At 70.7% G+C, this 24294-nt stretch carries 26 protein-coding genes; 11 read left to right on the top strand and 15 right to left on the bottom strand.

Annotation, left to right across the window (positions count from 1 at the left end):
* Nucleotides 1–242: 242 nt before the first annotated feature.
* A complete protein-coding gene (locus ACJ512_RS15105; protein ID WP_407687151.1) occupies nt 243–839 on the bottom strand; it encodes a hypothetical protein in 597 nt (198 codons plus the stop codon).
* Nucleotides 840–954: 115 nt separating this feature from the next.
* Between ACJ512_RS15105 and ACJ512_RS15100 the strand changes: the two genes are divergently transcribed.
* The gene (locus tag ACJ512_RS15100; protein WP_407687152.1) at nt 955–1683 is read left to right on the top strand and encodes a class I SAM-dependent methyltransferase; all 729 of its coding nucleotides are present in this window, start codon (nt 955–957) and stop codon (nt 1681–1683) included.
* On the opposite strand, the gene ACJ512_RS15095 is transcribed toward ACJ512_RS15100, so the two are convergent.
* The 5 genes from ACJ512_RS15095 to bfr form a co-directional block, all read right to left on the bottom strand.
* A complete protein-coding gene (locus ACJ512_RS15095; RefSeq protein WP_407687153.1) occupies nt 1680–2792 on the bottom strand; it encodes an amidohydrolase family protein in 1113 nt (370 codons plus the stop codon). The genes ACJ512_RS15100 and ACJ512_RS15095 overlap by 4 nt on opposite strands.
* Nucleotides 2789–4141 (bottom strand): type I glutamate--ammonia ligase, encoded by a 1353-nt coding sequence (locus tag ACJ512_RS15090; RefSeq protein ID WP_407687154.1) that lies wholly within the window; start codon nt 4139–4141, stop codon nt 2789–2791. The genes ACJ512_RS15095 and ACJ512_RS15090 overlap by 4 nt, the downstream gene beginning before the upstream one ends.
* A gap of 30 nt (nt 4142–4171) precedes the next feature.
* A complete protein-coding gene (locus tag ACJ512_RS15085) occupies nt 4172–5053 on the bottom strand; it encodes a TIGR03854 family LLM class F420-dependent oxidoreductase (RefSeq protein WP_407687159.1) in 882 nt (293 codons plus the stop codon).
* A gap of 192 nt (nt 5054–5245) precedes the next feature.
* Nucleotides 5246–5740, bottom strand: a complete 495-nt coding sequence (locus ACJ512_RS15080) for a carboxymuconolactone decarboxylase family protein (RefSeq protein WP_461479748.1) — start codon at nt 5738–5740, stop codon at nt 5246–5248.
* 120 nt (nt 5741–5860) lie between these two features.
* Nucleotides 5861–6358 carry a bacterioferritin gene (gene bfr, locus ACJ512_RS15075; RefSeq protein WP_407688651.1) on the bottom strand — a complete coding sequence of 166 codons (498 nt, stop codon included), beginning with the start codon at nt 6356–6358 and terminating at the stop codon, nt 5861–5863.
* Nucleotides 6359–6723: 365 nt separating this feature from the next.
* Here bfr and ACJ512_RS15070 point away from each other — a divergent pair, with 365 nt between their 5' ends.
* Nucleotides 6724–6933, top strand: a complete 210-nt coding sequence (locus ACJ512_RS15070) for a (2Fe-2S)-binding protein (protein WP_369738579.1) — start codon at nt 6724–6726, stop codon at nt 6931–6933.
* On the opposite strand, the gene ACJ512_RS15065 is transcribed toward ACJ512_RS15070, so the two are convergent.
* The 4 genes from ACJ512_RS15065 to ACJ512_RS15050 are packed head-to-tail and all read right to left on the bottom strand — an operon-like array spanning nt 6930 to nt 9832.
* Complete coding sequence (locus tag ACJ512_RS15065; RefSeq protein ID WP_407688650.1) at nt 6930–7682, bottom strand: enoyl-CoA hydratase/isomerase family protein; 753 nt, start codon at nt 7680–7682, stop codon at nt 6930–6932. The two genes, ACJ512_RS15070 and ACJ512_RS15065, sit on opposite strands and share 4 nt — an antisense overlap.
* A gap of 23 nt (nt 7683–7705) precedes the next feature.
* Entirely contained in the window at nt 7706–8149 is a 444-nt protein-coding gene (locus ACJ512_RS15060) for a TIGR03618 family F420-dependent PPOX class oxidoreductase (RefSeq protein WP_407688649.1), read from the bottom strand.
* Nucleotides 8150–8158: 9 nt separating this feature from the next.
* Nucleotides 8159–8857, bottom strand: coding sequence for a hypothetical protein (locus ACJ512_RS15055; protein ID WP_407688648.1), 699 nt, complete (start codon nt 8855–8857; stop codon nt 8159–8161).
* Between the two features lie 24 nt (nt 8858–8881).
* Nucleotides 8882–9832, bottom strand: coding sequence for a hydrogen peroxide-inducible genes activator (locus ACJ512_RS15050; RefSeq protein ID WP_407688647.1), 951 nt, complete (start codon nt 9830–9832; stop codon nt 8882–8884).
* A 108-nt stretch (nt 9833–9940) separates the two neighbouring features.
* Between ACJ512_RS15050 and ACJ512_RS15045 the strand changes: the two genes are divergently transcribed.
* Genes ACJ512_RS15045 through ACJ512_RS15035 form a run of 3 tightly spaced genes read left to right on the top strand, consistent with a single transcriptional unit; the run spans nt 9941 to nt 12428 of the window.
* A complete protein-coding gene (locus tag ACJ512_RS15045) occupies nt 9941–10528 on the top strand; it encodes a peroxiredoxin (RefSeq protein WP_407688646.1) in 588 nt (195 codons plus the stop codon).
* A 42-nt stretch (nt 10529–10570) separates the two neighbouring features.
* A complete protein-coding gene (locus tag ACJ512_RS15040) occupies nt 10571–11107 on the top strand; it encodes an alkyl hydroperoxide reductase (protein ID WP_407688645.1) in 537 nt (178 codons plus the stop codon).
* A gap of 10 nt (nt 11108–11117) precedes the next feature.
* Nucleotides 11118–12428, top strand: a complete 1311-nt coding sequence (locus ACJ512_RS15035) for an alpha-amylase family protein (RefSeq protein WP_407688644.1) — start codon at nt 11118–11120, stop codon at nt 12426–12428.
* Here ACJ512_RS15035 and ACJ512_RS15030 read toward each other — a convergent pair.
* Nucleotides 12425–12862 (bottom strand): DUF1810 domain-containing protein, encoded by a 438-nt coding sequence (locus tag ACJ512_RS15030; protein ID WP_407688643.1) that lies wholly within the window; start codon nt 12860–12862, stop codon nt 12425–12427. The two genes, ACJ512_RS15035 and ACJ512_RS15030, sit on opposite strands and share 4 nt — an antisense overlap.
* Nucleotides 12863–12880: 18 nt before the next feature.
* Nucleotides 12881–13459, bottom strand: coding sequence for a TIGR03086 family metal-binding protein (locus ACJ512_RS15025; RefSeq protein ID WP_407688642.1), 579 nt, complete (start codon nt 13457–13459; stop codon nt 12881–12883).
* Between the two features lie 72 nt (nt 13460–13531).
* Between ACJ512_RS15025 and ACJ512_RS15020 the strand changes: the two genes are divergently transcribed.
* Complete coding sequence (locus ACJ512_RS15020; RefSeq protein ID WP_407688641.1) at nt 13532–14770, top strand: alpha-hydroxy acid oxidase; 1239 nt, start codon at nt 13532–13534, stop codon at nt 14768–14770.
* A 3-nt stretch (nt 14771–14773) separates the two neighbouring features.
* Here ACJ512_RS15020 and ACJ512_RS15015 read toward each other — a convergent pair whose 3' ends face one another.
* The gene (locus ACJ512_RS15015) at nt 14774–15904 is read right to left on the bottom strand and encodes a phytanoyl-CoA dioxygenase family protein (protein ID WP_407688640.1); all 1131 of its coding nucleotides are present in this window, start codon (nt 15902–15904) and stop codon (nt 14774–14776) included.
* A 151-nt stretch (nt 15905–16055) separates the two neighbouring features.
* Between ACJ512_RS15015 and lon the strand changes: the two genes are divergently transcribed.
* Genes lon through ACJ512_RS14990 form a run of 5 tightly spaced genes read left to right on the top strand, consistent with a single transcriptional unit; the run spans nt 16056 to nt 20535 of the window.
* Nucleotides 16056–18395 carry an endopeptidase La gene (lon, locus tag ACJ512_RS15010; protein ID WP_407688639.1) on the top strand — a complete coding sequence of 780 codons (2340 nt, stop codon included), beginning with the start codon at nt 16056–16058 and terminating at the stop codon, nt 18393–18395.
* A gap of 14 nt (nt 18396–18409) precedes the next feature.
* On the top strand, nt 18410–18823 hold the full coding sequence (locus ACJ512_RS15005; RefSeq protein ID WP_407688638.1) for a nitroreductase/quinone reductase family protein: 414 nt from the start codon (nt 18410–18412) through the stop codon (nt 18821–18823).
* A 9-nt stretch (nt 18824–18832) separates the two neighbouring features.
* On the top strand, nt 18833–19123 hold the full coding sequence (locus ACJ512_RS15000; RefSeq protein ID WP_407688637.1) for a TfoX/Sxy family protein: 291 nt from the start codon (nt 18833–18835) through the stop codon (nt 19121–19123).
* Between the two features lie 43 nt (nt 19124–19166).
* A complete protein-coding gene (locus ACJ512_RS14995) occupies nt 19167–19802 on the top strand; it encodes an HhH-GDP family DNA glycosylase (RefSeq protein ID WP_407688636.1) in 636 nt (211 codons plus the stop codon).
* Nucleotides 19803–19809: 7 nt separating this feature from the next.
* Nucleotides 19810–20535 (top strand): DUF72 domain-containing protein, encoded by a 726-nt coding sequence (locus tag ACJ512_RS14990; protein WP_407688635.1) that lies wholly within the window; start codon nt 19810–19812, stop codon nt 20533–20535.
* Between the two features lie 11 nt (nt 20536–20546).
* On the opposite strand, the gene ACJ512_RS14985 is transcribed toward ACJ512_RS14990, so the two are convergent.
* Together ACJ512_RS14985 and ACJ512_RS14980 are read right to left on the bottom strand one after the other, a co-directional pair.
* A complete protein-coding gene (locus tag ACJ512_RS14985; protein WP_407688634.1) occupies nt 20547–22682 on the bottom strand; it encodes an NAD-dependent epimerase/dehydratase family protein in 2136 nt (711 codons plus the stop codon).
* Nucleotides 22683–22789: 107 nt separating this feature from the next.
* Nucleotides 22790–24274, bottom strand: coding sequence for an acetyl-CoA acetyltransferase (locus ACJ512_RS14980; protein WP_407688653.1), 1485 nt, complete (start codon nt 24272–24274; stop codon nt 22790–22792).
* Between the last annotated feature and the right edge of the window lie 20 nt (nt 24275–24294).

Below are 24294 nucleotides of genomic sequence, written 5' to 3'. Positions count from 1 at the left end.
CCACGCCGTCGTCAGCTTCCGGGACAGGCAGGCGGTCCGGCGCCGACCAAGCCGCCGGCGCCAACCAAGCCGCCGTCGCCACGCGGCCAGTCGCGGCCTCGTCGCGTTCAGCCGATCCCGTAGAGCGCCTTGAGTCTCTTGTTGGCGCACTCGATGGCCCCGGCCAACCGGGGTCTCGTCGTCGGCGCCGCATTCGACGACGAGGCTGCTGCCGTCGTGGTACCCGGACACCGGCGGTCGGCTCAGCTGCGAATTGAAGAACGCCAGCCAGTCGGCACCGCGTCCGCCGGCGGGAAGCGGCGTGGTGAATCCTGTACTTGCTCGGACGTCTGTCCGAACCGCTGATCAACTCGGGTACCGCCGTCGGCCAGGTCGCTGCAGAGCTGTTCCGCCTGCGCGTTGGCGTGGGCGGGATTTCGCAGCCACATGCCGTCGTCGCCGTGCAATGCATCGGCGAACCTGCGCTCGGCCCCGGGTGGGAACTGCCGGACCGGCGGTGCCGACTGGACCTGCGGCGCCGGTCGCGCCGGTGGCGGGGCTGGTGGGGCTGCCGTGGGCGGGGGCGGCGGCAGCACCTCGACGGGCGGCCGGATGCTGAAGCGCTGCCCGTGCGGTGCGGTCAGCACCAGCGTCGCCGCGACGGACACCGCCGCGACGGCCACCGCCACGATCACGGCGGCGACGACCCGGCCGTCGGCGAGCCTGCGCGGCAGGGACCACGCGTCGTGCCGCCACGCCTGGTCGGGCTCGTCACCCCAGGCGTACACCACTGACGTCGGTGGAGGGTCGATCGCTTCTGTGGCCTCCACAACCTCGGCGGTGTCGTCGTCCCGGCTCATGCTCCGATTGTGCGCGCGGGGACCGACAAGTTGACTCTTCTGCTGGCGGGCCCCGGCGGAGCGCATTAGGCTCGGCCGTATTAGAGAACGAGTCTGTCTACAAAAGGGGAAGCTGATGAGCGATCGGTCCCACATGGATTTCGAAGCGCTCTACGAGCAGTCCGAGCCCAGCCGCGTCCCGTGGGACATCGGCGGGCCGCAGCCGGTGGTGCAGCAGTTGGTGGCCTTCGGCGGACTGCGCGGTGAGGTGCTCGACCCGGGCACCGGTCCGGGTTATCACGCCATCTACTTCGCGTCGCAGGGCTACTCCACCACCGGGGTCGACGGGTCGGCGTCGGCGATCGAGCAGGCCAAGCGCAGGGCCACCGAGGCCGGGGTCGCGGTCGACTTCCAGGTCGCCGACGCGACGGTGCTGGACGGCTTCGAGGGCCGCTTCGACACCGTGGTCGACAGCGCCTTCTACCACGTCTTCCTCGACGACGAGGACACCCAGACCCGCTACGTGCAGGCCCTGCACCGCGCCACCCGGCCGGGGGCGCGGCTGTTCATGTTCGAGTTCGGCCGCCACAACGTCAACGGCATCCAGTGGGACGGGCTGGCGCCCGACAACTTCGAGCGCGTGCTCGGCGCCGGGCGCTGGCGCCTCGACCACCTCGGAACCTCCACCTACGTGGCCCGTTTCGGGCCCGAAACCCTGACCCGCATGGAGAACGTGGGCTCCGATCCGGCCTGGGAGCGGCGGATGCAGCCGCTGCGCGACCAACTCGCCGTCATCGGGCCGCTGCTGCACGACTTCCGGGTGCACATGCCGATCTGGGTGGTCGCGGCGACGCGCCTCGATTAACGCGCGCCCAGGCGGTAGACGCGCGCGGCGTTGCCGCGGGCGATCAGATCGACCACCCGCACCGCGTCCGGCTCGCTCCAGTCGCCGGTGTCGACGAAGCCGCGCAGCACCCGGTGAATGCCGTTGCGCCACAGCCTCGCCCCGAGGAAGTGCAGCTCCGCCGGCCCGAACCCGTCCGAGGAGTACAGGATCTTGCGGAAGGGCGCCATCTCCAGCAGCCGGGCGATGAACGCCGGCCCGCGCGCCCCCAGATGGTTGATGCTCAGGCCGCCGTCGACGTAGACGTGGTTGAACGCCTGCGCCAGATAGCCGGCCTCGCGCTCGTAGGGGTAGCAGTGCAGCAACACGACCGGGGTGTCGCCACTCTGTCGCAGAAAGTCCAGCAGCAGCAGCGGATTGGCCTTGTGCAGATCGCAGTCCCGGTCACCGAAGCCGACGTGCAGCTGCAGCGGCAGGCCGAGGCGCAGTCCCTGGTGCAGCCCGAAGCGCAGCAGCACGCGGTCGTCCGCCCGCACCCCGCCCCGGTCGCGCCAGCGGCTCGCGGCGCGGGCGACCTCCGCGGCCGACGGCTCGGTCAGGTCGCCGTCGAACCCACCCCGATACGCCAGGATCGACTTGGTGCCGGCCGCCGAGGCCGCGCGCCGGTGCAGGATCTCGCCGAACGCGCCCGCGTAGTCGCCGGGGGCCTGCGCGGCCTGCTCGGCCACCTCCTCGAGGCGGACGATCTCGCGGGCGCGGTTGCCCGACAACGCTTCCAGTTCCGCGACGTCGGCGACCTCACCGCCGGCCCCGGTGTCCACCAGCCAGTCGCCCACCCCGGCGGATGACAGGAACAGCCGGGCCAGTTCGATCTCGCTGTGGCGGCTGCGACGCTCCCAATACTCTTCCGCCGCGGCATGTGCGGGCAGGCCGAGGAGCGGTGCACAGTGGGCGCGCACCGCGAAGCCCAGTTGGGAGTCGAACCCGGAGTCGAACGCGGCGAGCGGCTCGGTGTTGGCCTCGTTGAGCGCATTCTCGAACCGAGCCCGGTCCCCCGCCGCCAACCAGCACCCGTGGACGTGCTGATCGATCAACGTCACGTCGTCGATGCGCCGCGCCAACTCGGTCACAGGCTCCAGGCCATCCGGAACTTGTCCGCGAGTTGCTCGGGGCCCAGGTCGCCGTAGCGGTCGTGCTCCAGGCGGCGCACCGCGACGACGGCGTCCACCGCGGCGTCGCCGAGAATCCCCCGCAGCAGCGCCGAATCGTCCAGTGCGCCAATCACCTTCGCCTGGTCGGTGGGCAGCGCCGCGATGCTGTCGCGGTCGCGGTCGGAGTCCGACAGCGTCGCCGGGTCGACGGTGGCCTGCGGCGGCAACGCCGCCTGGCTCTTGATGCCGTCGAGTGCCAGGCCCAGGATCGCCGCGGACGCCAGATAGGGGTTCGCCGACGGGTCGACGATCTTCACCTCGGCGTTGCCCCCGTACGCGGCGCCGGGGCCTCCCCTGACGAAGCGCACCGCGGCCTCCCGGTTCTCGGTGCCCCAACACGTGTAGGCGCCGGCCCAGTTGCCGGGCAGCATCCGCAGACCGGACACGATCGACCCGCACAGCACGCCTTGCGCCTCGCGCAGGCCGCGCACCACTCCCGCCAGTGCGCTCTCCCCGGCCGCCGTCATCCCCTCGGTGCCCGACCCGTCGGAGAACAGCGGCCCCTCCGGCATGGTGAGCGAAAAGTGTTGGTGCGCGCCCGATCCGACACTGCCCGCAAACGGTGTCGGGGACAGGCTGATCCGCAGTCCGTGGCGGCGGGCGGCGCGGGCGATGATCAGCCGCATCAGCACCAGTTGGTCGGCGGCGGCCACCGGCGGATGCGGGCCCAGCGAGATCTCGAACTGGTTGGCCCCGTACTCGGGGTGGAACTGCTCGATCGCGATCCCGGCGGCCGTGGCCGAGGAGTTGACGTCGCGGACGAACGCCTCGTGCTCGAGGACGCCGGCCAGGCCGTACTGCGCCCACAGCGCCGACGGCAGCTTGTCCCCGGCGGGATCGACCAGCAGGAACTCGATCTCGTGGCCGATCAGCGCCTCGATGCCGGCCTCGGTGAGCGCGGCCTCGACCCGGCGGAGAGTGCCGCGGCCGCACGCGGGCACGGGCGTGCCGTCCTGCTCGTAGAAGGCGGCGGGCGCCCAGGCCAGCCCGTGGCCGGCGATGCGCAGGCCCGACAGGTCGAGGCGCAGCCGCTGATCGCCGATGACGCCGATGTCGTCGGTGAAGGCGATGCCGGTCTGGTCGATCGCGAAGCCGTGCCAGGAGGGACTGGCGCCCAGCCCGGGGTCGGCGAAGGTGTTCGTGCGCCGGATGGGCACCGTCTTGGCCAACGTCAGTCCCGCCGCGTTGACGACGGTGCCGATGACGGTGTCGACGCCTTCGGCCTCGAGCTGGGCGATCGCCGCGGCGGCGAGCGGGGTGCCGGTCATGGCAGTCATTGTGCAGCCCGGGGCGCCGGATCAGTTCTGGCGGTCGAGCAACTCGGCGACGAAGCGGTCGACGAACGCGTCCAGCGGGGCGACGCCCGCCGGCCGGATGACGAATTTCGACAATCCCGCGTCGATGTAGCCGTCGAGCCGGCGGTGCAGCCCGTCCCAGTCGGCGGCGATCAGCTCGGCGGGGTCGACGTCGGGACGGCGGCGCCGCGCCATCGCGACGATCCCCGGGGACAACTCCCCGTCGGCCACCGCCAACGAGATGCCGAAGTGGTCCGGGTCGATCCGGCGTCCCGCCTGCGCCGCGGCCGCCTCGATGGCCTCGCGCCCGGCCCGGGCCTCGGCCGGAGTCAGGAAGCTGCCCAGCCAGCCGTCGGCCAGCGCGCCGATGCGCCGGAACGCTGCCGGCGCCGAGCCGCCCAGCCAGATGTCCAGCGGGGGCGACGGCCGCGGCGCGACCGCGACGGCGCTCACGGTGAAGTACTCACCGGCGTGGCCGGCCGACCCGTCGAGCAGGGCCGCGCGCAGCACCCGCAGCGACTCGTCGAACACCGCCGCCCGCTTGCCCTCGGGAACCACGAACAACTCGCGCTCGGCCGGTATGGCCGAACGCAGGCCGAAGACGGGCAGGACTCGCCCGGGCCCGACGGCCGCCAGGGAGGCCAGCTGCTTGGCGACCAGCACCGGATGCCGCCCCGGCAGCACGGCCACCGACGTGCCGACCTTCAGCCGGGACGTGCGGGCCAGCGCGTAGGCCATCCCGACCACCGGGTCCACCGCCGGGGAGTACACCAGCTCGGAGAACCACAGTGAGTCCACGCCGCCGCTCTCCAGACGGTCGACGATGCCGGCGAGCTCGCCGGGCGCGGTGGTCGCGCCCAGCCCGACGCCGAAGCGGATCTTCACCGGCGGCCCGGCGTCAACGCCCAAGCGGCCTAGGAGCGTGGGTCAGTATTGGGATTTGAAGAAACCCGCAAAATCGCGAGGGCCTGAGATCGCCGCTGACGAACGAAAACAGGCCGGTCCACCAAATCTAGCCAGCGCGGATTCCGAAGTTTCACCTGCGGAACCCGCGATTGGGATTACTGACCCACGCTCCTAGGCGCGGCTGGGCAGCGTCAGCATGCAGGCCTGGCCGATGTCCAGGGTGCGCAACACCCGTCCCATGCCGACCCACAGCGCGCATGAGATGGCCAGGTCGGCCAGCAACTCGTCGGAGAAGTGCTGCGAGCAGCGGCTCCAGAAGTCCTCGTCGTCGCGCAGCGCCGTGTGCTCGGTGGCGAACCGGTGCGCGAACTCGGCCGCCAGCCGCTCCTGCTCGCTGTAGCCGGGCCACGTGCGCCATTCGGGGGCGTGGTCGTAGAGCTCCTCGTCGACGCCGGCGGTGGGGCCGTCGGCGTCGCGGGTGTTGACGCAGACGACGCATTCGTTGTTGTGGGCGATCACCGCGCGGGCGAGCTCACGGGTGCGCAGCGGCAGCCGGTTCTTGGTGTAGACCGCCTGGCTGAACCCGCCGAGGGCGCCACCGAGGTCCGGGGACTTGGCGAACCAGCCGGCTATGTCGTCGTCGGCGTACGTTCCGATTCGGCTCATGGCAGGATCGTACGCCCGCGCCGCCCATTTCTGGAACACGTTCTAACGCCGGGCGGCGGTGACCCCGGGGCCCGTCAGGCTGGTCAAGCGCGTGCCCGACCGGACCCCGGAGGCCCGCGTTCAGCCCCCGTTTTGTTGCGAGCCCGGCGGGCGGGACACGCACTGCGCGAGGTAGAGCTCCTCGCCGAGCTTGTCCATCAACTCGAGTTGTGTCTCGAGGTAGTCGACATGCAGTTCCTCGTCGGCCACGATCTGCTCGAAGAGGTTGGCGGTGGTGGTGTCCTGCTTCTCGCGGCACATGATGATGCCCGGCTTGAGGCGGTCCAGCACCTCGTGCTCGATCGCCAGGTCGGCCTCGAACTGCTCGCGCAGCGTCTGCCCGACGCGCAGCGAGAAGAGGCGCTGGTAGTTGGGCAGGCCGTCGAGCAGCAGGATGCGGTCGGTGATCGCCTCCGCGTGCCGCATCTCGTCGAACGACTCCTCGCGGGTGTGCTTGGCCACCTCGGTCAAACCCCAGTTGTCCTGCATCTTGGAATGCAGGAAGTACTGGTTGATGGCGGTGAGCTCGCTGGTCAACTGCTCGTTGAGCAGGCGCAAAACGTCCGGATCACCTTGCACGGTCACTCCTTAGGGTGTGAAAGCCAACATGTTCTGATCGGGGCAAGGAAGGCAGGGCTGTGGCCCCCCAAATGCCGCCTGTGCTCGCACTTTGCCATGCCGCGGAGCAATCTTCCAGGAAGGTATGGCTGCGCTCAGTGCGTGGCCGCCGTTGCTGAGAGTGACCCATGTAACACCTGGGTTAGGTTAGACTCAACTAATCCACTTAGGTTAGACTCCACTAATATGCGACCTATGCGCTCGGCACCTCCGCCTCGGCCCCCGCTGCTGCGGGACGGCCTGGGTGAGGCCGAATCGCGGTCGCGCGGGCTGGCTTTCGGAGCTTGTCACGAAGGAGACGCAGCGGGCGTGCGGAGGGTGTGCTGATGTACGTATGCCTGTGTGTCGGGGTCACCAACCACACCGTGTCGGAGTGCGTCGCGCGCGGGGCGTCGACGTCGAAAGAGGTTGCCGCCGCGTGCGGCGCCGGCGTCGACTGCGGGCGGTGCAGGCGCACGCTGCGGGCGATCATCGCCGCGTCGGCCCAACGGGACGGCGACCGGGAAGCCGAACTGGAGTCCGCTTCGGCGCGTTAGCGACCCTTGTTGAAGTCGGCCAGTGCCGCGGCGTTGGCCTGCGCCCCCATCAGCTCGGCGAAGTGGGCGTTCTCGCGCGCACTGGCCGCCGCGATCTCCGGGCGCATCGGCTCGACCATCGTGTGCTTGACGGCCATCAGGCTCGAAATCGGCCGGGAGGCAAGGATTTCGGCGTGCCGGCGCGCTTCGGGCAACAGCTGCTCCGGCTCGCAGACCCGCCAGGCCAGGCCCATGCGCAACGCCTCGTCTGCGTCGACCCATTCCGAGGACATCAGCAGCCAGGCGGCGTTCTGCCTGCCGACCAGCTGCGGCAGCAGGTATGACGACGCCGCCTCGGGGGCCACGCCCAGGCTGGTGAACGGGCATTTCAGCCGGGCGGTCGACGACATGAACACCAGATCGGCATAACCCAGGATCGTGGCGCCGATGCCCACCCCGACCCCGTTGACGGCGCAGATCAGGGGCTTGGGGAACGCGCTGAGCGCGTCGATCAGCCCGGTGAAGCCGTGCTTTCCGGGAGTGAAACCCGGGTCGGTGATACGGGCCTGCATCTCGGCGAGATCCGTGCCGGCGGAAAAGCCGCGGCCCGTGCCGGTCAGCAAAACCACGGCGACCTCGGGGTCGTCGGCGGCGGCCAGCAGCGCCTCGGCCGTGGCGTCGTAGAGGGCCTCGTTGAAGGCGTTGAGCGCCTCGGGCCGGTTGAGGGTGAGTGTGCGCACCCGCTGGTCGTCGTCGATCTGCAGCATCACCGCTGCAGCCTAACGTTTGCCGTTCAGGCGTTGCCGTAGACGCGGGTCGGTGCGATGAGCACCACGGCGCGGCGCTCCGCGGCCATCACGCGGTCGTATTCGTCCCAGTCGTCGTGGGTGCCGCCCGCGGCGGTGAACACCTCGCGCAGCAGCAGCCGCAGCCGGTCGGCGTCGGCCGGCCAGGGCGCCGGGTCGTCCGGGCCGGCCAGCTCGGCGCGGCCCTCGACCGTCGCCCACCGCCATCCGTTGCGGAACGTGACGGCCAGTTGCGGACGTGCCCGCAGGTTCGTGAGCTTGACCCTGCCGTACGTCGCAAAACCCAGCGCGGGTTCACCGGTTGCCGGGTGCGCCAACAGGCCCACGTTGACCAGCGACGCCTGCACGGTGGCGTCGGCGCGGACGGTGGAGACCACCGCCAGGCCGCTCTCCCCCGCCGCCAGCGCCACGGCGTCGCGCAATGTCGTCATGCGCGCTCCTTACTCCTTGAACGGGGTGGTGAGGACGTACCGGCTGGTCGGCACCGTGTCGATGTTCTCGTTGGCGCCGAATGCGCTGGTGCTGGCGACCATCCGGCCCAGGCGGTCCTGCAGGTCCGCGTCGTCGGCGGCGCCGAAGAACGCCTGCAGGTCGGTGATCGCCTCGGCGGGAAACAACTCCTCGACGACGGCCTCGATCTCCGGGGCGTCCGGGGTGAGGGCGCGCACCACCCAGTTCTGGGTGTAGCCGAACGTCGACTGCGTCTCGATGGCCACCGACGTGTGGTTGCCCTGCCAACGGTCCAGCCAGGTCGCCTTGTCCAGGTGCGCGGGTCTGCGCAACAACGCGATGTTCGCCAGTCCCGTTGTGCGAGAACCGAGTTGGCTCGGCGAGGGCAGGGGGACGGACTCGGTCACCAGGTAGGCGGCGAGCCGGTCGCATTCGCGGCCGAGCAGTCGCAGCGCCGCCTGGAGCTGGTCGCCGTAGCACTGCTGGGTCCACAGGCTCACCACCGCGGCCACCGGCGGGTCCAGCGTCGTCAGCGTCATCAGCGAGTGGCGCACCGCGCCGTCACGGACGTTGACGGCCAGCCCCGCCACGCCCAGACCCAGCAACTCGTCGGCGACCGGGCCCCGCTGGCGGGCGCACCATTCGTCGTCCGGGTCGGCACGCATCAGTACCGCGATTACCTTCTCCATACGCAGAACCTACAGTCGTCCGGGTCACTCGGTGGGTTCGCCTTTGACGAGGCGCACCCGGTGTTCGGCGCCGATCAGGCCGCCGATGATCCCGGCCAGCCGCCGGTAGGACTCGTGGCGTCCGCTAGAGGCGCGGAACACCAGGCCGATCCGCCGGCCGGGGCGGGGCGTGGCGAACTCGGCGAGTCCCAGCCGGCTTCTCGCCGCCTCGACCGGGACGGCCGTCTGCGGGATCAGGGTCACGCCCAGCCCGCCGGTCGCGCACTGCACCGCGGTCGACAGCGACGCCGCCCGCGTGTTGGCCAACTCGGGCCGCACACCCGCCATCCGGCAGACGTCCAGCGCCTGATCCCGCAGGCAGTGACCCTCGTCGAGCAACAGCAGCGGCAGCTGTGCCAGCGCCGTCGTCGGGACCCGCCGCCGGCCCGACAACGGGTGCCCGGGGGGCAGCGCGAGCACGAAGTCCTCGTCGTAGATCGGGATCGCGGTGATGCCGGCGGCATCGGCGGGCAGTGCGATCAGCGCCGCGTCCAGCGCGCCTTCGCGCAGGGCCGCGAGCAGCCGCTCGGTCTGGTCCTCGATCACCCGCAAGGTCAGGTCGGGAAGCCGCTCGGCGACCCCGGCCAGCACCGTCGGCAGCACGTAGGGCGCCACCGTCGGGATCAGCCCCAGGCGCAGACTGGCCTGCAGGGGGTCGGCGGTGCCCGCCGCGGCGGCGGTGAACGCGTCCACCGCATGCACCACGGACTGGGCGTGCGGGAGCAGCTGCGCGCCCTCCGGGGTCAGGAAGACGCGCCGCGTCGACCGTTCGATCAGCTGGGTGCCCAGCCCCTTCTCCAGGGCCGCCAGCGCCTGCGACAACGTCGACTGGCTCACGCCCAGCGCGGGCGCGGCGCTGCTGAAGTGCCGCTTCTCGGCCACCGCGACGAACGCGCGCAACCCGGCGATCGTCGGCTGATAATTCTTATCGGTCATGCTTATCAGTATAGTGTGAAAAATCACCTTTACTTCACAGTCCTGTGACGGCAACATGGAGACAGAAAACCCCCAAACCCCATTGCGACACCCAGCCAAAGGAGCGTTATGTCATTGCTGACGATCGGCGACCAGTTCCCCACCTACCAGCTCACCGCGCTGATTCCCGGTGACCTGTCGAAGGTGGATGCCCAGGATCCCGGCGACTACTTCACCACCATCAGCAGCGACGACCACCCCGGCAAGTGGCGTGTGGTCTTCTTCTGGCCGAAGGACTTCACCTTCGTGTGCCCCACCGAGATCGCGGCGTTCGGCAAGCTGAACGACGAATTCGCGGACCGCGACGCCCAGGTGCTCGGGGCCTCGATCGACAGCGAGTTCGTGCACTTCAACTGGCGCGCGCAGCACGAGGACCTCAAGCAGCTGCCCTTCCCGATGCTCTCGGACATCAAGCGGGAGCTGTGCCTGGCGACCGGAGTGCTCAACGCCGACGGTGTGGCCGACCGGGCCACGTTCCTCGTCGACCCCAACAACGAGATCCAGTTCGTCTCCGTGACCGCGGGATCCGTGGGCCGCAACGTCGAGGAAGTGCTGCGGGTCCTGGACGCGCTGCAGTCCGACGAGCTGTGCGCCTGCAACTGGCGCAAGGGCGACCCGACGCTGAACGCCGCCGAGCTGCTCAAGGCATCCGCCTGATCGGTGCCCGATTCCGCCCCGAACAGTCTGTCAGGAGACGACATGAGCGTCGAAAACCTCAAGAACGCGCTGCCCGAGTACGCCAAGGACCTCAAGCTCAACCTCGGCTCCATCGCGCGCAGCACGGAGCTCAACGAGGAACAGCTGTGGGGCACGCTGCTGGCCAGCGCCGCGGCGACCCGGAACACCCAGGTGTTGGCCGAGATCGGTGCCGAAGCGGCCGACACCTTGTCCGCCGAGGCATACCATGCGGCACTCGGGGCGGCCTCGATCATGGGCATGAACAACGTGTTCTACCGTGGTCGGGGCTTCCTCGAGGGCAAGTACGACGACCTGCGTGCGGGATTGCGAATGAACATCATCGCCAATCCCGGCGTGGCGAAGGCGAACTTCGAGCTGTGGTGCTTCGCGGTGTCGACGATCAACGGCTGCCCGGACTGTGTTGCCTCCCACGAGCACACGCTGCGTGAGGCGGGAATGGGCCGGGAGGCCATCCAGGAGGCGTTGAAGGTGGCCGCGATCATCTCCGGTGTGGCGCAGGCGATCATCGCCACCGAGACGCTGGCCGGTGTCGGCTGATCGTGGTCTCGTGACGGGACCCGCCTGGGTGGGCCACGCGATCTGGTGGCAGGTCTACCCGCTGGGTTTCGTCGGTGCGTACCCCACGTCAGGTGAGCCGCCGCAGCCGGCTCAACACCGGCTGCGGCGGCTCGTCGACTGGTTCGACCACGCCATCGCGCTGGGGGCATCGGGGGTGGCGCTGGGGCCGATCTTCGCCTCGCGCACCCACGGGTACGACACCACCGACCATTACCGCATAGATCCCCGGCTCGGGGACGACGCCGACTTCGACTACGTTGTCGCCGAAGCACATCGCCGTGGGCTGCGGGTGCTGCTCGACGGCGTGTTCAACCATGTGGGCGTGGACTTCCCGAAGTATCGCGAGGCCCAGAACGACGAGGCCGCGGCCCGCTGGTTCCGCGGCCGTCCGGGCCGTTTCCACACCTTCGAGGGCCACTCCGGGCTCGTCACCCTCAACCACGACAACCCCGAGGTGGTCGACTACACCGTCGGCGTGATGGCCCACTGGCTGGGCCGGGGCGCGGACGGCTGGCGGCTCGACGCGGCTTACGCCGTGCCACAACGCTTCTGGGCCACAACGCTGCCACGCGTGCGCGAACGCTACCCCGACGCGTGGTTCGTCGGCGAGCTCATCCACGGCGACTACGCCGCGGTGGTCGAGGAGGCCGGGTTCGACTCGGCCACCCAGTACGAGCTGTGGAAGGCGATCTGGAGCAGCCTCAACGACGGCAACTTCTTCGAGCTGGACTGGGCGTTGCAGCGGCACAACGAGTTCCTGGCCCGCTTCGCCCCGCTGACGTTCGTCGGCAACCACGACGTCACGCGCATCGCCAGCCAAATCGAGCGGCGCGAGCACCTGGCCCACGCGCTGGTGGTCCTGCTCACCATCGGCGGCGTGCCCAGCGTGTACGCCGGCGACGAGCTGGGTTTCCGCGGCGTCAAGGAGGAGCGGTTCGGCGGGGACGACGCGGTGCGTCCCGAGTTCGGCTCTCCCCCATTGCCGTTGGATGCCTTCGGCGCCGAGGTGTGGGGCTTGCACCAATATCTGCTCGGTCTGCGCCGCCGCCACCCGTGGCTGCACGCGGCATCGACGAGCGCGGTGCGGCTGTCCAATCTGCACTACATCTACGAGACGCGAAGCGGCGACGACGCTTTGCTGGTCGTGCTCAACCTCGACGACGAGCCGCTGAGCCTGGCGGCGGACGAACTGGGCGGCGGGCGCGCGCGTGTGGAGGCGGGCTCGTCGGCGCCGCCGCTGGAGGTCGTCGACGAGGTGGTGGTCGAGCCACACGGGTGGCGGATCCTGAGCCGCGCCTAGCCGGACCCCAGCCGTTCCAGCGTCGATCGATCCCGCCGGCCGTCGTAGTACTTGTCGAGCAGCGCGACGAACTCCTCGTTGTCGTCGGTGGCGGCGGCGAACAGCGTCATCGACGAACACAGCTTGAGGTCGTCGGGCGAACCGAATATTTCGGTGGCCGAACGGCCCTGGATCCCGTTGACCAGTCGTGCGCACTCGCGCAAGCGTGCCCCCAGCGGGTTGCGCCGCAGGTAAGCGCGGGCCTCCCCCAGCGAGGAGATCCCGTAGCGCTGCGCCATCTCGCTGGAGCCCAGGCCGCGCAGTTGCGGGAAGACGAACCACATCCAGTGCGTGCGTTTGCGCCCACCGCGCAATTCCTCGACGACGCTGCGGTAGACCGGTGCTTGCGCCTGAACGAAGCGTTTGAGGTTGTAGGGGTCGGGTGCTGATTCCATGGCTGCCAGACTGCCCTCTCAGTCGACCGAACGCCCGAGAAAGGCCATGAGCCGCGCGGTCGGCGTGGCGTCCGGCGGCGCCGACTGGGCCGGGCCGAACCCGCCCGGGCGGCGCAGCGCCTGCTCGGGCAGCGCCTCGGCCAGCTCGCGGCACAGGGCCAGCAGGTCGTCGGGCAATTCCACGAGTCGGCCCTGGGAGCGGTCCACGTCCCAGCTGTGCAGCGCCAGGTCGGAGACGGGGTAGACCAGCGCCCGGTGCAGCGGAACCTGCCCTTCGGGCGAGGGCCGCGGCGCGTCCCAGTCGGCGCGCGGCAGTGCGTCGCGCATCCGGGCCGCCAGCTCGCGCAGCCGCGCCGGCGGGTCCTCGCAGAGCCAGTCGGCCGGCTCCGAGGGGACGCGGCTCACTTCCCCGCCCTCGAGGTGGGCGACGATCTTCGCCGCGCTGCCGGTGGCGTGGCCGACCAGTTCCCGCAGGCTCCAGCCCGCCATGTTGGACGGCCGGTCCCAGCTTTCGGGCGGGATCCGGTCGACCGCGCCGATCAGCAGGTCGATCGCCTCGCTCGCCATCGTGCCGATCCGCGCGGTCGTAGCACTCATGACGCGCATGGTAGTCGCGGTGGTCGGGGTGGGCGGCGCCACGCCCGGGCGGCCGGTTGCACACTGGTAGGCATGGCGGTCAAGCGACGGGTGCCCAGGGTCCGCGACCTGGCGCCGCTGATCAAGTTCAAGCGGCCCGAGTTCGACCGCACCAGGCGCCGCCTCGACGCCGCCTACACCATCGAAGACCTGCGCCGCCTCGCCGCGCGCCGCACCCCGAAGGCGGCGTTCGACTACACCGACGGCGCCGCCGAGGAGGAGCTGTCGATTCAGCGGGCGCGACAAGCGTTCCGCGACATCGAGTTTCACCCGACCATCCTGCGGGACGTCAGCAACGTGACGGCGGCCCGGGATGTCCTTGGCCGGCCGGCGGCCCTGCCGTTCGGGATCGCGCCGACGGGGTTCACCCGATTGATGCACACCGAGGGCGAGATCGCCGGCGCGCGGGCGGCCGCGGAGGCCGGGATCCCGTTTTCGCTGTCCACCCTGGGCACCTGCGCGATCGAAGATCTGGTGGCCGCCGCACCGCAGGGCCGCAAGTGGTTTCAGCTCTACATGTGGCGCGACCGCGACCGCTCGATGGCGCTGGTGCAGCGCGCGGCCGACGCCGGTTTCGACACGCTGCTGGTCACCGTGGACGTCCCGGCCGCGGGCGCACGGCTGCGCGACAACCGCAACGGGATGACGATCCCGCCGACCCTGACGCTGCGGACCGTGCTCGACGCGGTGCCGCACCCGAAATGGTGGTTCGACCTGTTGACCACCGAGCCGCTGGCGTTCGCGTCGCTGGATCGCTGGCCGGGCACCGTCGGTGAGTACCTGAGCACGATGTTCGACCCCAGCCTCACCTTCGACGACCTGGAGTGGATCAAGGCGCGGTGGCCGGGCAAGCTCGTCGTCAAGGGGATCCAGACGCTCGACGACGCGCGCGCCGTGGTCGAGCGCGGCGTCGACGGCATGGTGTTGTCCAATCACGGTGGCCGGCAACTGGATCGCGCGCCGGTGCCCTTCCACCTGCTGCCCGCGGTGGCACGCGAATTCGGCAAGGACACCGAGATCCTGATGGACACCGGCATCATGGCCGGCGCCGACATCGTGGCCGCGATCGCGCTGGGCGCGCGGTGCACCCTGGTCGGGCGGGCCTACCTCTACGGCCTGATGGCCGGCGGCGAGGCCGGCGTGGCCCGCGCGATACAGATCCTCGAAGAAGGGGTGCTGCGCACGATGCGCCTGCTCGGAGTCACCTGCCTCGAGGAGCTTTCGCCCCGGCACGTGACGCAACTGCGGCGGCTGGGGCCCGTCGCGTCGTGAGGGCTACCGCAGGCGCGCGACCTGTTCGGTGCGGTTGCGCACCAGGTCGTTGTAGGCCTGGCCCGGCCCGACGTGCTCCCACAGCGCCGGCGGGTAGTGCGCGACGTACATGGTGCGGCGCCCGCCGGCGCCGGTCGGCCGCGGCGAGGCGTGCATCAGGTCCTGGACGTGCACGGTGACGTCGCCGGGGGCGGTGTCGATGCTCACGACCGGCACCCCCGGGAGCCGCTGCTGCCACCGGTAGTGGATCGCCTGACCGTGACTGCCGGGAACGACCTGAAGGTTGCCGGTCGAGGAATCCGAACCCGTGAGCTGGATTCCGACGCTGAGCGTGGGACACATGATGGCGTGCCCGCCCATCCCGCAGTCCTGGTGCCACGGGATGTTGGACAGCCCGCTGGTGTTGCCCGGCACCTTGAGCAGCACCGCGCTGCCCTCCATCCGGTCGGGCGCGGCGCGCAGCGCGGGGTCGAGGAGGGTGCCCAGCCTGCGCACCCGCGGGTCGCCCTCGAGGGCCGCGAGAACCGGCGAGCGCAGCGTCGCGTACACCAGGCGGCACAGGACGCCGTCGCCGTCCTCGCCGGTGACCCACCACGACAGGTCGTCCCCGGGGCGGGCGGCCGCGGCGAGGCGGTCGACCTCGCGGTCGGCGGCCTCCATCTCCGCGCCGGTGAAGACGCCCTTGACGTGCAGGTAACCCATCGTGCGCAGCTGCGCGGCCAGTTCGGCGTCCTCGGCGTCCAGGGTGTAAGCGGCGAACGGGTCACGCCCTTGGAGGTCGGTTCGCGCCGGATCGTAGGGCGGGATGCCGGCGTGCAGGTAGCGCAGCACCGGGTCCCAGTCGGCCAGCTGCTCGAACCCGCCCCGGTCGAAGGCCAGGTCGTCGCTGAGCAACAGGTTCATGATCGTGCGGACCTGGCCGGCCATGTCGTCCCAGGCTTGCCGCGACAGGCGCACGACGGTGTCGCCGGTGGGCTGCCCGTCGTCGACACGGATCGTCGGCCCGTCGACGGCGTACGTGACGGCGTCCTCGCCGACGAGGAACGAGATCGCGCCGGTGGTTGCGAGGTCCCTGGCCGCGGACTCGAGGATTTGCGGATCGAGCGACGACAGGGCGGGGCGTGACAGTGCCACAGGCCGATTATGCGGCTCAGCGGTCCTCTCGTATACACCCCTGCTCGACGTTGCGGTGTGCGGCATCACGCCGAGCGAAGTGGGCCGTGCCGGGAACAAACCGGCGGCCGACCGGGGTTGAGCGTAACAGACTCAACTTTTGGAGGATTCGATGGCCGACGCCATGTCCGTTCCGGTGCTGTTCGTCACCGACACGATCGTGCTGCCCGGAATGGCGGTGCCGATCGCGCTCGACGAGGCCGCACGCGCGGCGATCGACGCCGCCCAGGCCAGCGAGTCGGGGCAGCTGCTGATCGCGCCCCGGCTGCAGGACCGGTACCCCTCGTACGGGGTGATCGCCAAGATTCTGCAGGTCGGCCGCGTCGCCGGCGGCGGCACCGCCGCCGTCGTGCGCGGTGAGCGCCGCGCCCAGATCGGGGCGGGGGCCTCCGGGCCGGGCCCGGCGGTATGGGTCGAGGTGACCGAGGTCGCCCCGGCTGAGCCCACCGACGAGGTCAAGGCCCTGGCGGCGGAGTATCGCAAGCTGCTGCTGGCCATGCTGCAGCGGCGCGGGGCCTGGGAGATCGTCGACTACGTCAACGGCCTGACCGACCCCTCGGCCCTGGCCGACACCTCCGGCTACGCGTCCTACCTGAGCGCCGCGCAGAAGCGGCAGCTGCTGGAAACCGTGGACGTTGCCGAGCGGTTGCGCGTCCTGATCGACTGGACGAGCACGCACCTGGCGGAGGTCGAGGTCAACGACAAGATCGCCGAGGACGTGCGCGAGGGCATGGAGAAGACGCAGAAGGAGTTCCTGCTGCGCCAGCAGCTCGCGGCCATCCGCAAGGAGTTGGGCGAGGACGAGGCGGACGCTTCGGACGACTACCGGGCCCGGGTGGAGGCCGCCGACCTGCCCGACACGGTGCGCGAGGCCGCGCTGCGCGAGGTCGGCAAGCTGGAACGCTCCAGCGACCAGAGCCCGGAGAGCGGCTGGATCCGCACCTGGCTGGACACCGTGCTGGACCTGCCGTGGAACGTCAAGACCGACGACTCCACCGACCTGAAGGCCGCGCGGGAGGTTTTGGACGCCGACCACCACGGGCTGGACGACGTCAAGGACCGCATCGTGGAATACCTGGCCGTGCGTGCGCGCCGGGCCCAGCGCGGGCTGCAGGTCGTCGGCGGGCGTGGCTCGGGCGCGGTGATGGTGCTGGCCGGTCCGCCCGGCGTCGGCAAGACGTCGCTGGGCGAGAGCGTCGCGCGGGCGCTGGGCCGCAAGTTCGTGCGCGTCGCCCTGGGCGGGGTGCGCGACGAGGCGGAGATCCGCGGGCACCGGCGCACCTACGTGGGTGCCTTGCCGGGCCGCATCGTGCGCGCGATCGGCGAGGCGGGTTCGATGAATCCCGTTGTGCTGCTGGACGAGATCGACAAGGCCGGCTCCGACTACCGCGGTGACCCGAGCGCGGCGCTGCTCGAGGTCCTCGACCCGGCGCAGAACCACACCTTCCGCGACCACTACCTGGACCTGGACCTGGACCTATCCGACGTCGTGTTCCTGGCCACCGCCAACGTGATCGAGAACATCCCGTCGGCGCTGCTGGACCGCATGGAGCTGGTGGAGATCGACGGCTACACCGAGGACGACAAGGTGGCCATCGCGCGCGACTACCTGCTGCCCCGGCAGCGGGACCGGGCGGCGCTGAGCGACGACGAGGTGACCGTCACCGACGCCGCGCTGCGCAAGATCGCCGCCGACTACACCCGCGAACCGGGGGTGCGGCAGTTCGAGCGGCTGCTGGCCAAGGCGCTGCGCAAGGTGGCGACGAAGATCGCCGACGGCGGGCCCGAGGACCGGAAAATCCTGGACGAGCCGGATCTCGTCGACTACCTGGGCCGCCCGCGGTTCACCCCCGAGTCGGCCGAACGGACCGCGGTGCCCGGTGTGGCCACCGGCCTGGCCGTCACCGGCCTGGGCGGCGACGTCCTCTACATCGAAGCCGGCGCCACTGGATCGGAGAAGGCCGGCGAGTCCGCGCTGGTTCTGACGGGCCAGTTGGGCGACGTGATGAAGGAGTCGGCACAGATCGCGCTGTCCTACGTGCGATCGCACGCCGCCGAGCTGGGCGTCGACCCGTCGGCGCTGGACCGGCGCATCCACGTGCACGTGCCCGCCGGCGCGGTGCCCAAGGACGGCCCGTCGGCCGGCGTCACGATGGTGACCGCGCTGGTGTCGATGGCCACCGGACGTCAGGTCCGCTCCGACGTCGGCATGACCGGCGAGGTCACCCTGAACGGACGGGTGCTGCCGATCGGCGGGGTGAAGCAGAAGCTGCTCGCCGCCCAACGCGCCGGCCTGTCAACTGTTTTCATCCCGGCGCGCAACGAGCCGGACCTCGATGACGTGCCCGCCGAGGTGCTCGAAACCCTGGACGTGCGGCCGATGGTCGACGTCGCCGAGATCGTCGCGCAGGCGCTCGAACCGGTGACCGGGATCGCGGCGCAGGCGGCCTGATCCGACCGCCGGGCGTGACATCAGCGTCACGCCCGGCGTTCAATGATGCCGTGAACCTCAAACGGCAGATCGTGCATCGCGTGCAGCGGCTGGTGGTCAACCCGGTGGGCCGGCAGCTGCCGGTGACCATGATCGAGACGACCGGCCGCACACCGGGAAAGCCCCGGCGCACCGCCGTCGGCGGGCGCGTCGAGGACGACCGCTTCTGGATGGTCTCCGAACACGGCGAGCATTCGGACTACGTCCGCAACATCACGGCCAACCCGGCCGTCCGGGTGCGCCTCGGCGGTGAATGGCGCAACGGAACGGCTCACCTGTTACCCGACGACGACCCGGTGCAGCGGCTGGGGAACCTGCCCCGCCTCAACAGCGCGGTCGTGCGCCTGATGGGCAGCGACCTGCTGACCATCCGGGTCGATCTGGACTGAGACCCGCCCATGCCCTACGACGAGGACCTGGCCGACAGGATCCGCGAACTCCTCGGCGCCGAGCGCGGTATCGAGGAGAAACGGATGTTCGGCGGTCTGGCGTTCCTGATCGACGGAAACATGTGCGTGGCCGTCAGCGGCCAGGGTGGGCTGCTGGTGCGGGTGCCGCCGGGCGACACCGACCAACTGGCGGGGCGCGCACATGTCGGCCCCATGGTGATGGCCGGGCGGGAAACTCGCGGCTGGCTGCGCGTCGAGGGCGCCGGCGTGCGGACCGCGCGCGGCCTGCCGCCCAAATGACCGGCGTCGTTTGCCCGGGCACGGTGCGGGTACGCGACGCGGTATGGACGAGCCGAAGAAAGTGTCGCGCCGGCTGCTCAGGGTCGCCGGGACCACCTATGCGGCCGAGGCCGACATCAAGCTCGAAGACAAGCCGATGCCGCTGTTCCAGCTCTTGGTGCTGTGCATGCTCGCCAGCAAGCCGATCGATGCGTCCATCGCCATGGGCGCCGCACGGGAACTGTTCAAGGCCGGCCTGCGCACGCCCCGGGCCGTGCTGGCATCGGATCGCCAGACCATGATCGACGCGTTCGGCAGAGCGAGTTACGCCCGCTACGACGAAAGCTCGGCCACCCGGCTGACCGAGATGGCCGAGAAGGTGCGCGACGACTATTCCGGTGACCTGCGCGAGCTCGCCGAGCGCAGCGAGCACGACGCCGCCGCGGCAAAGCGTCTGCTCAAGAAGTTCAAGGGGATCGGCGACACCGGCGCCGACATCTACCTGCGCGAGGTGCAAGACGTCTGGCCGTGGGTGCAGCCGTATTACGACGACCGCGCCACCGGTGCGGCAAAGAGGCTCGGTTTGCCCGCCACGCCCGGCAAGCTCAAAGGCCTTGCGCCGCGGAGCAGTTCGCGGCTGGCGGCGGCGCTCGTCAGGGTGTCGCTGGATGACGACGTGCGCCGGCAGGTGACCGGTTGACCCGGCGGTGACCGTTCGGATCGGCACGTCCGGATGGTCCTACAACCACTGGGTGGACGTGCTCTACCCTCCCGGCCTGCCGGCCGCACGCCGGTTGACGCGCTACGCCGAGGTATTCGACACCGTCGAGCTGAACGCGAGTTTCTATCGGTGGCCGAAGGATTCGACGTTCGCGGCGTGGCGCGATCAGTTGCCCGCGGGCTTCGCCATGTCGGTCAAGGCGCACCGCGGGCTCACTCACTACCGCCGGCTGGCCTCGCCGGAACCCTGGATCGAACGGTTCGAACGCTGCTGGAACCTGCTCGGTGACCGCCACGGCGTGCTGCTGGTCCAACTGCATCCCGGACAGCAGCGCGATGACGCGCGCCTGGACGCCTTCCTGCGCGGCATGCCGGCGTCGATCCGGGTGGCCGTCGAGTTGCGGCACCCCACCTGGAACGACCCGGCGGTGTTCGCGCTGCTGGAAAGCCGTCGGGCCGCCTACGTGGTGATGAGCGGGGCCGGTCTGCCGTGTATCCCTCGGGCCACCGCGGATCTGGTGTACGTGCGGATGCACGGGCCGAGCCCGGACGCGATGTATGCGGGCTCGTATCCGGAAGCGGAGTTGCGGCGGTGGGCGGCGCAGCTAACAGAATGGGACGACGACGGCCGCGACGTGTGGATGTACTTCAACAACGACCTGGGCGGCCACGCCGTGCGCAACGCGCTCACCCTGCGCGGACGTCTGAGCTGAGCGGGAGGCGATCAGTCGTTCTCCGCCGGGGCGTCGGTGCAGTCCGAGCCCTGATCGACGGGCGCCCACTTTCCGTCGATGACCTCCGGCGGGCGCTGGGCCTGCAACCGGTCCCGTTCGGCCCGGCGGCGTTTGACCCGCAACCGGGCGTCGGCCGGGACGCTGACCAGTTCGTCGCAGGTCAGGTAGAACACGTCGTCGGCGACGTCGAGCAGGTCGGCGTTGACACGCCGAGATCCCAACTCCCGCAACGTCAGCCGAAGCTGGTGGGTGAATCGCAGCGTGGTGTCGTGGGCCAGTTCCCGCGAGCCGCGGGCGGCATCGGCGAGGCGTTGCGCGAGGGTCGCCGAGGATGCCGTCGGGTCGTGCGGCGCGGCGGCGGCGAACTGGGCGGCGGTGCGCAGCAGCATCTCCGGATCGTCGCCGAAGACCCGCCCGGCCAGTTCGGCATCGCCGGGCCCGCGGTGCCCGATCCGCGCGAGGGCGGCATCGAATTTGGCTGCGGTGGAAGGAGACAACGCGCGGATGCTGCCGACGTTGCCCTCCCGGGCCAGGGCGCACAACGGCGGGTCGGCGCGCAGCACCGCGGCCAGTTCGGCGGTTTCGGCTGCGATGCGGTTGCTTTCCATGATCATGCCTATGCCGGACACACTGCTGCCCGCCTGGGTGTGTTCCAGCGCCGCCGCCGTGACGCCGGTGTCGATGAGCCAGAGCGCCGTCAGGGTCCAGCCCTGGTGAATGCGGTCCCGCAACAGCGGAACCCGAACGACCACAGCGGAATCCGGCAGTGCGGCCAGCTGCGCCGCGTCCAGGTGCTCCGCCCCGGCGGCCGCGCTGTAGGCCTGCGTGTCGGTCTTGAGGTGGCGCAACAGGGCCAGCGACCGCGCCGCGACGACCGCTTTGGCGACCGAGCCCAGCGCCCCGCGGGCCAACTGCGGCTCGCCGAATGGCAGCAGGTTGCGCACCCGGGTCCGGCCGGCCAGCGTGCGCCGCACGACCGCCTCCCGGTCCCAGCCCGGAAGTTGTTCGGCGGCAAGCGCGTTGGCCGATACCCCGACGTAGGGCCGGTGACCGAACACCGCGACGGCCCGGCTCCCCCACTCGTCGCCGACCACGCCGCCGAGCGCGAGCACCTGTCCCAGCACCCGGCCGGCCGTGCGCAGGCCGCTCATCTGGACGTCCAAGGTGATCGGCGTCAGCGGCCCGGGCAGTGCCTCGGCGAGAGTGCTCGCGCTGAAGACCGGGAACCGCAGGTCGATCCGGTCGTCGAACTCGCCCTCGATGCCCTCCGGTGCGGCGCTGGGCAACTCGTCGGCCGGCGGGCGCGGCAAAACCTCGACGGGCAGCGGCAATTGGCTCCCGTGGTCGGGCGCACCGGTGGCGTCGAGCCGGCGGCCGACGAGCCCGCGCGCGGTGTCGGCGATCGTGTCGAACGCCTGCCAGCCGCACTCGAACATCCAATCCTCTTGCGCCGCGGAGATATCCAGTTCAGGAGCCAGCTGCGGCCAGCCGCGGAGCCGATGCAGACGCGACCGCGAGGTCACCGACCGCAGCAGCCGCCACGCGGTGACCACGTTGATGGTGTCCGGGGTGGCCAGGTCCACCACACCGGTCCGGTCGGTGTTCAGCGCCGACACCAGGAAACGCACCAGATCCTCGATGTGCAGCACCCGGATCGGCTGGGTGGAGACCTTGGCGCGCAGCAGCGTGGCCACGGTGCGGCACACCGTCCAGTCGAGTTGGCGGCCGACGGGCGGGGCGGCGCGGACCACCAACGTCGGGCCCCAGCTCGTGGCCACCAGCGCCTCGGCCGGCTCGTACAGGTCGGGCCGGCCCGCGGCCTGGGACACGAACAGCAGGCGGGCCCCGGAGCGGGCCGCCGCGTCGGTCACCCGGGCGAGCCCGTCGATGTCCGCGTTCCCGGGTGCGGTGGGATCGACCGGGGCCAGGTGGATCACGGCGTCGGCCTCGTCGGTCAGATCCTGCAACACCGGGTCGCTCAGCGGGGCTCGCACGAACTCCACCCCCGGGTCCAGGGCGGCGTGCCGGCGCTCGGCGATACCGGTGACGCTGTGCCCGGCAGCGAGCAGCTGGCGCGCGACCAGCCGCCCGACTGCGCCGGTGGCGTCGGTAACCAGGATCTGCACCGGGCTCACCCCTCCCAACGTCACATTCGACAATAGGCACGTCGCCGTCACTTACGCGACCGTTACCGCATCCGCGGCGCCCTGGCCTGCTGCGATGCTGTTGACAATTACCGCAGCGTGGCGCTGCCGTCCGCGGCGACGGCGACCTCGGCGCCGCCGATGTCCTCACGCACGGTCGCCGCCGCGGCGTCGGGATCGGCGATCACCGCCAGGCTGCGCGCCCCGTCCGGTGTGCGCACGGCCACGAAGGCCTTCTCCGGCCGTCCCTCCCGGTCGAACGGTGTCGTCCACGCCTCGACGGTCCCGACGCCGTCCCACTCCACCAACCCCTTGCGGGTCGGTTCCCGATCCACCGCCGCCTGGACGTCCTCCCAACGAAATTCGTCCGGCGGTTCGGTGCCGTACACACCGATGCTGTGCTTGGTCAGGTAGCCGCCGTTGGCGGTGATCAGTGCCCGCCGGCCGGGGTTTGCCACCAGCAGCTCGGCCGCGGTGGCGATGGAGTGCATGACGTAGTTGCTCCACGGGCCACCGGCGAAGGTCAGCCCGCCGGTCACGGTGAGCGGGCGGGACGGATCGTCGATGCTCAACCCCAGTTCGCCCGCCGCGACCTGGACCGCCGAGGGGAAACACGAGTACAGGTCGACGTAGTCGACGTCGTCGATGCCGAGCCCGGCCAGTTCGAGCGCCCGGGCCCCGGCGATCCGGATGGCCGGCGACCGGTGCAGCTCGTCGCGCTCGGCGATGGCCGGGGTGTCGTGGGCGTCGGTGCCGGCGTGCGGGTACACCCACCGTTCGGCGGGGATCTGCAGGCGCCTTGCCTGTTCCACCGAGGTCAGCACCAGCGCGGCCCCCTGGTCGACCATGTTGTTCGAGTTGAGCAGCTTCGTGTACGGCCAGCTGACCATGCGGTTCCGCGGGCCGGGTTGCCGGATCTCCTCGCCGGTCATCGGCGTGCGGATCCAGGCGTGCGGATTGTCGACCGCGACGGCGTTGAACCGGGCCCACAGCCGCCCGATCCGCTCGGCGTGGTCCTCGATCGACTCGCCGCCCGCGATGCGCAGCGACTGCTCGAACAGCGGGTAGACGTACGACGGGCGATCGAGCCGGATCCTGAGCTCGGCCTCGCCGGCCATGGGGACGTCCTCGCCGCTGACCTCCGCCATCGGCACGGATTCGTCCTGCACCGTCCACACCAGCCTGCCGCCCTGCGACTTCAGCCCGGTTCTGGTGCGCCAGGTCTCGGCGCCGGCGAGCAGCACCACCCCGGCGCTGCCCCGCTGAATGTCCCGGCAGGCCTGGTTGACCAGCGTCTGCGGTACGTTGCCGCCGATCGGGCTGTACAGGGTGGTGAAGTTCGCGGCGCCGATCCGCTGCCCGAGCAGCAGGCCGGGATCGCGATAGCGGGCCGACAGCACGTTGACCACGCGGATGGAGTCCACCGCCTCGATCACCCGGGCCTCGGCGGCCTGCCCGGCCGCGGCGGCCATCAGGTCCACCGGTTCGACGGACCGCCGCTGCGGGTCGATCTCGTCGCGGTGGTTGACCTGGCCGTAGCCGACCAACACCGGTGTCCTGGGGTCGACGGTCATAGACCGAACCTAGCCCGGAT

Source organism: Mycobacterium cajalii, assembly GCF_045809005.2.
In the GTDB taxonomy this organism is placed as follows: domain Bacteria; phylum Actinomycetota; class Actinomycetes; order Mycobacteriales; family Mycobacteriaceae; genus Mycobacterium.
Note: the sequence above shows the minus strand (reverse complement) of the source record. Positions and strands in the feature narration are given on the sequence as shown.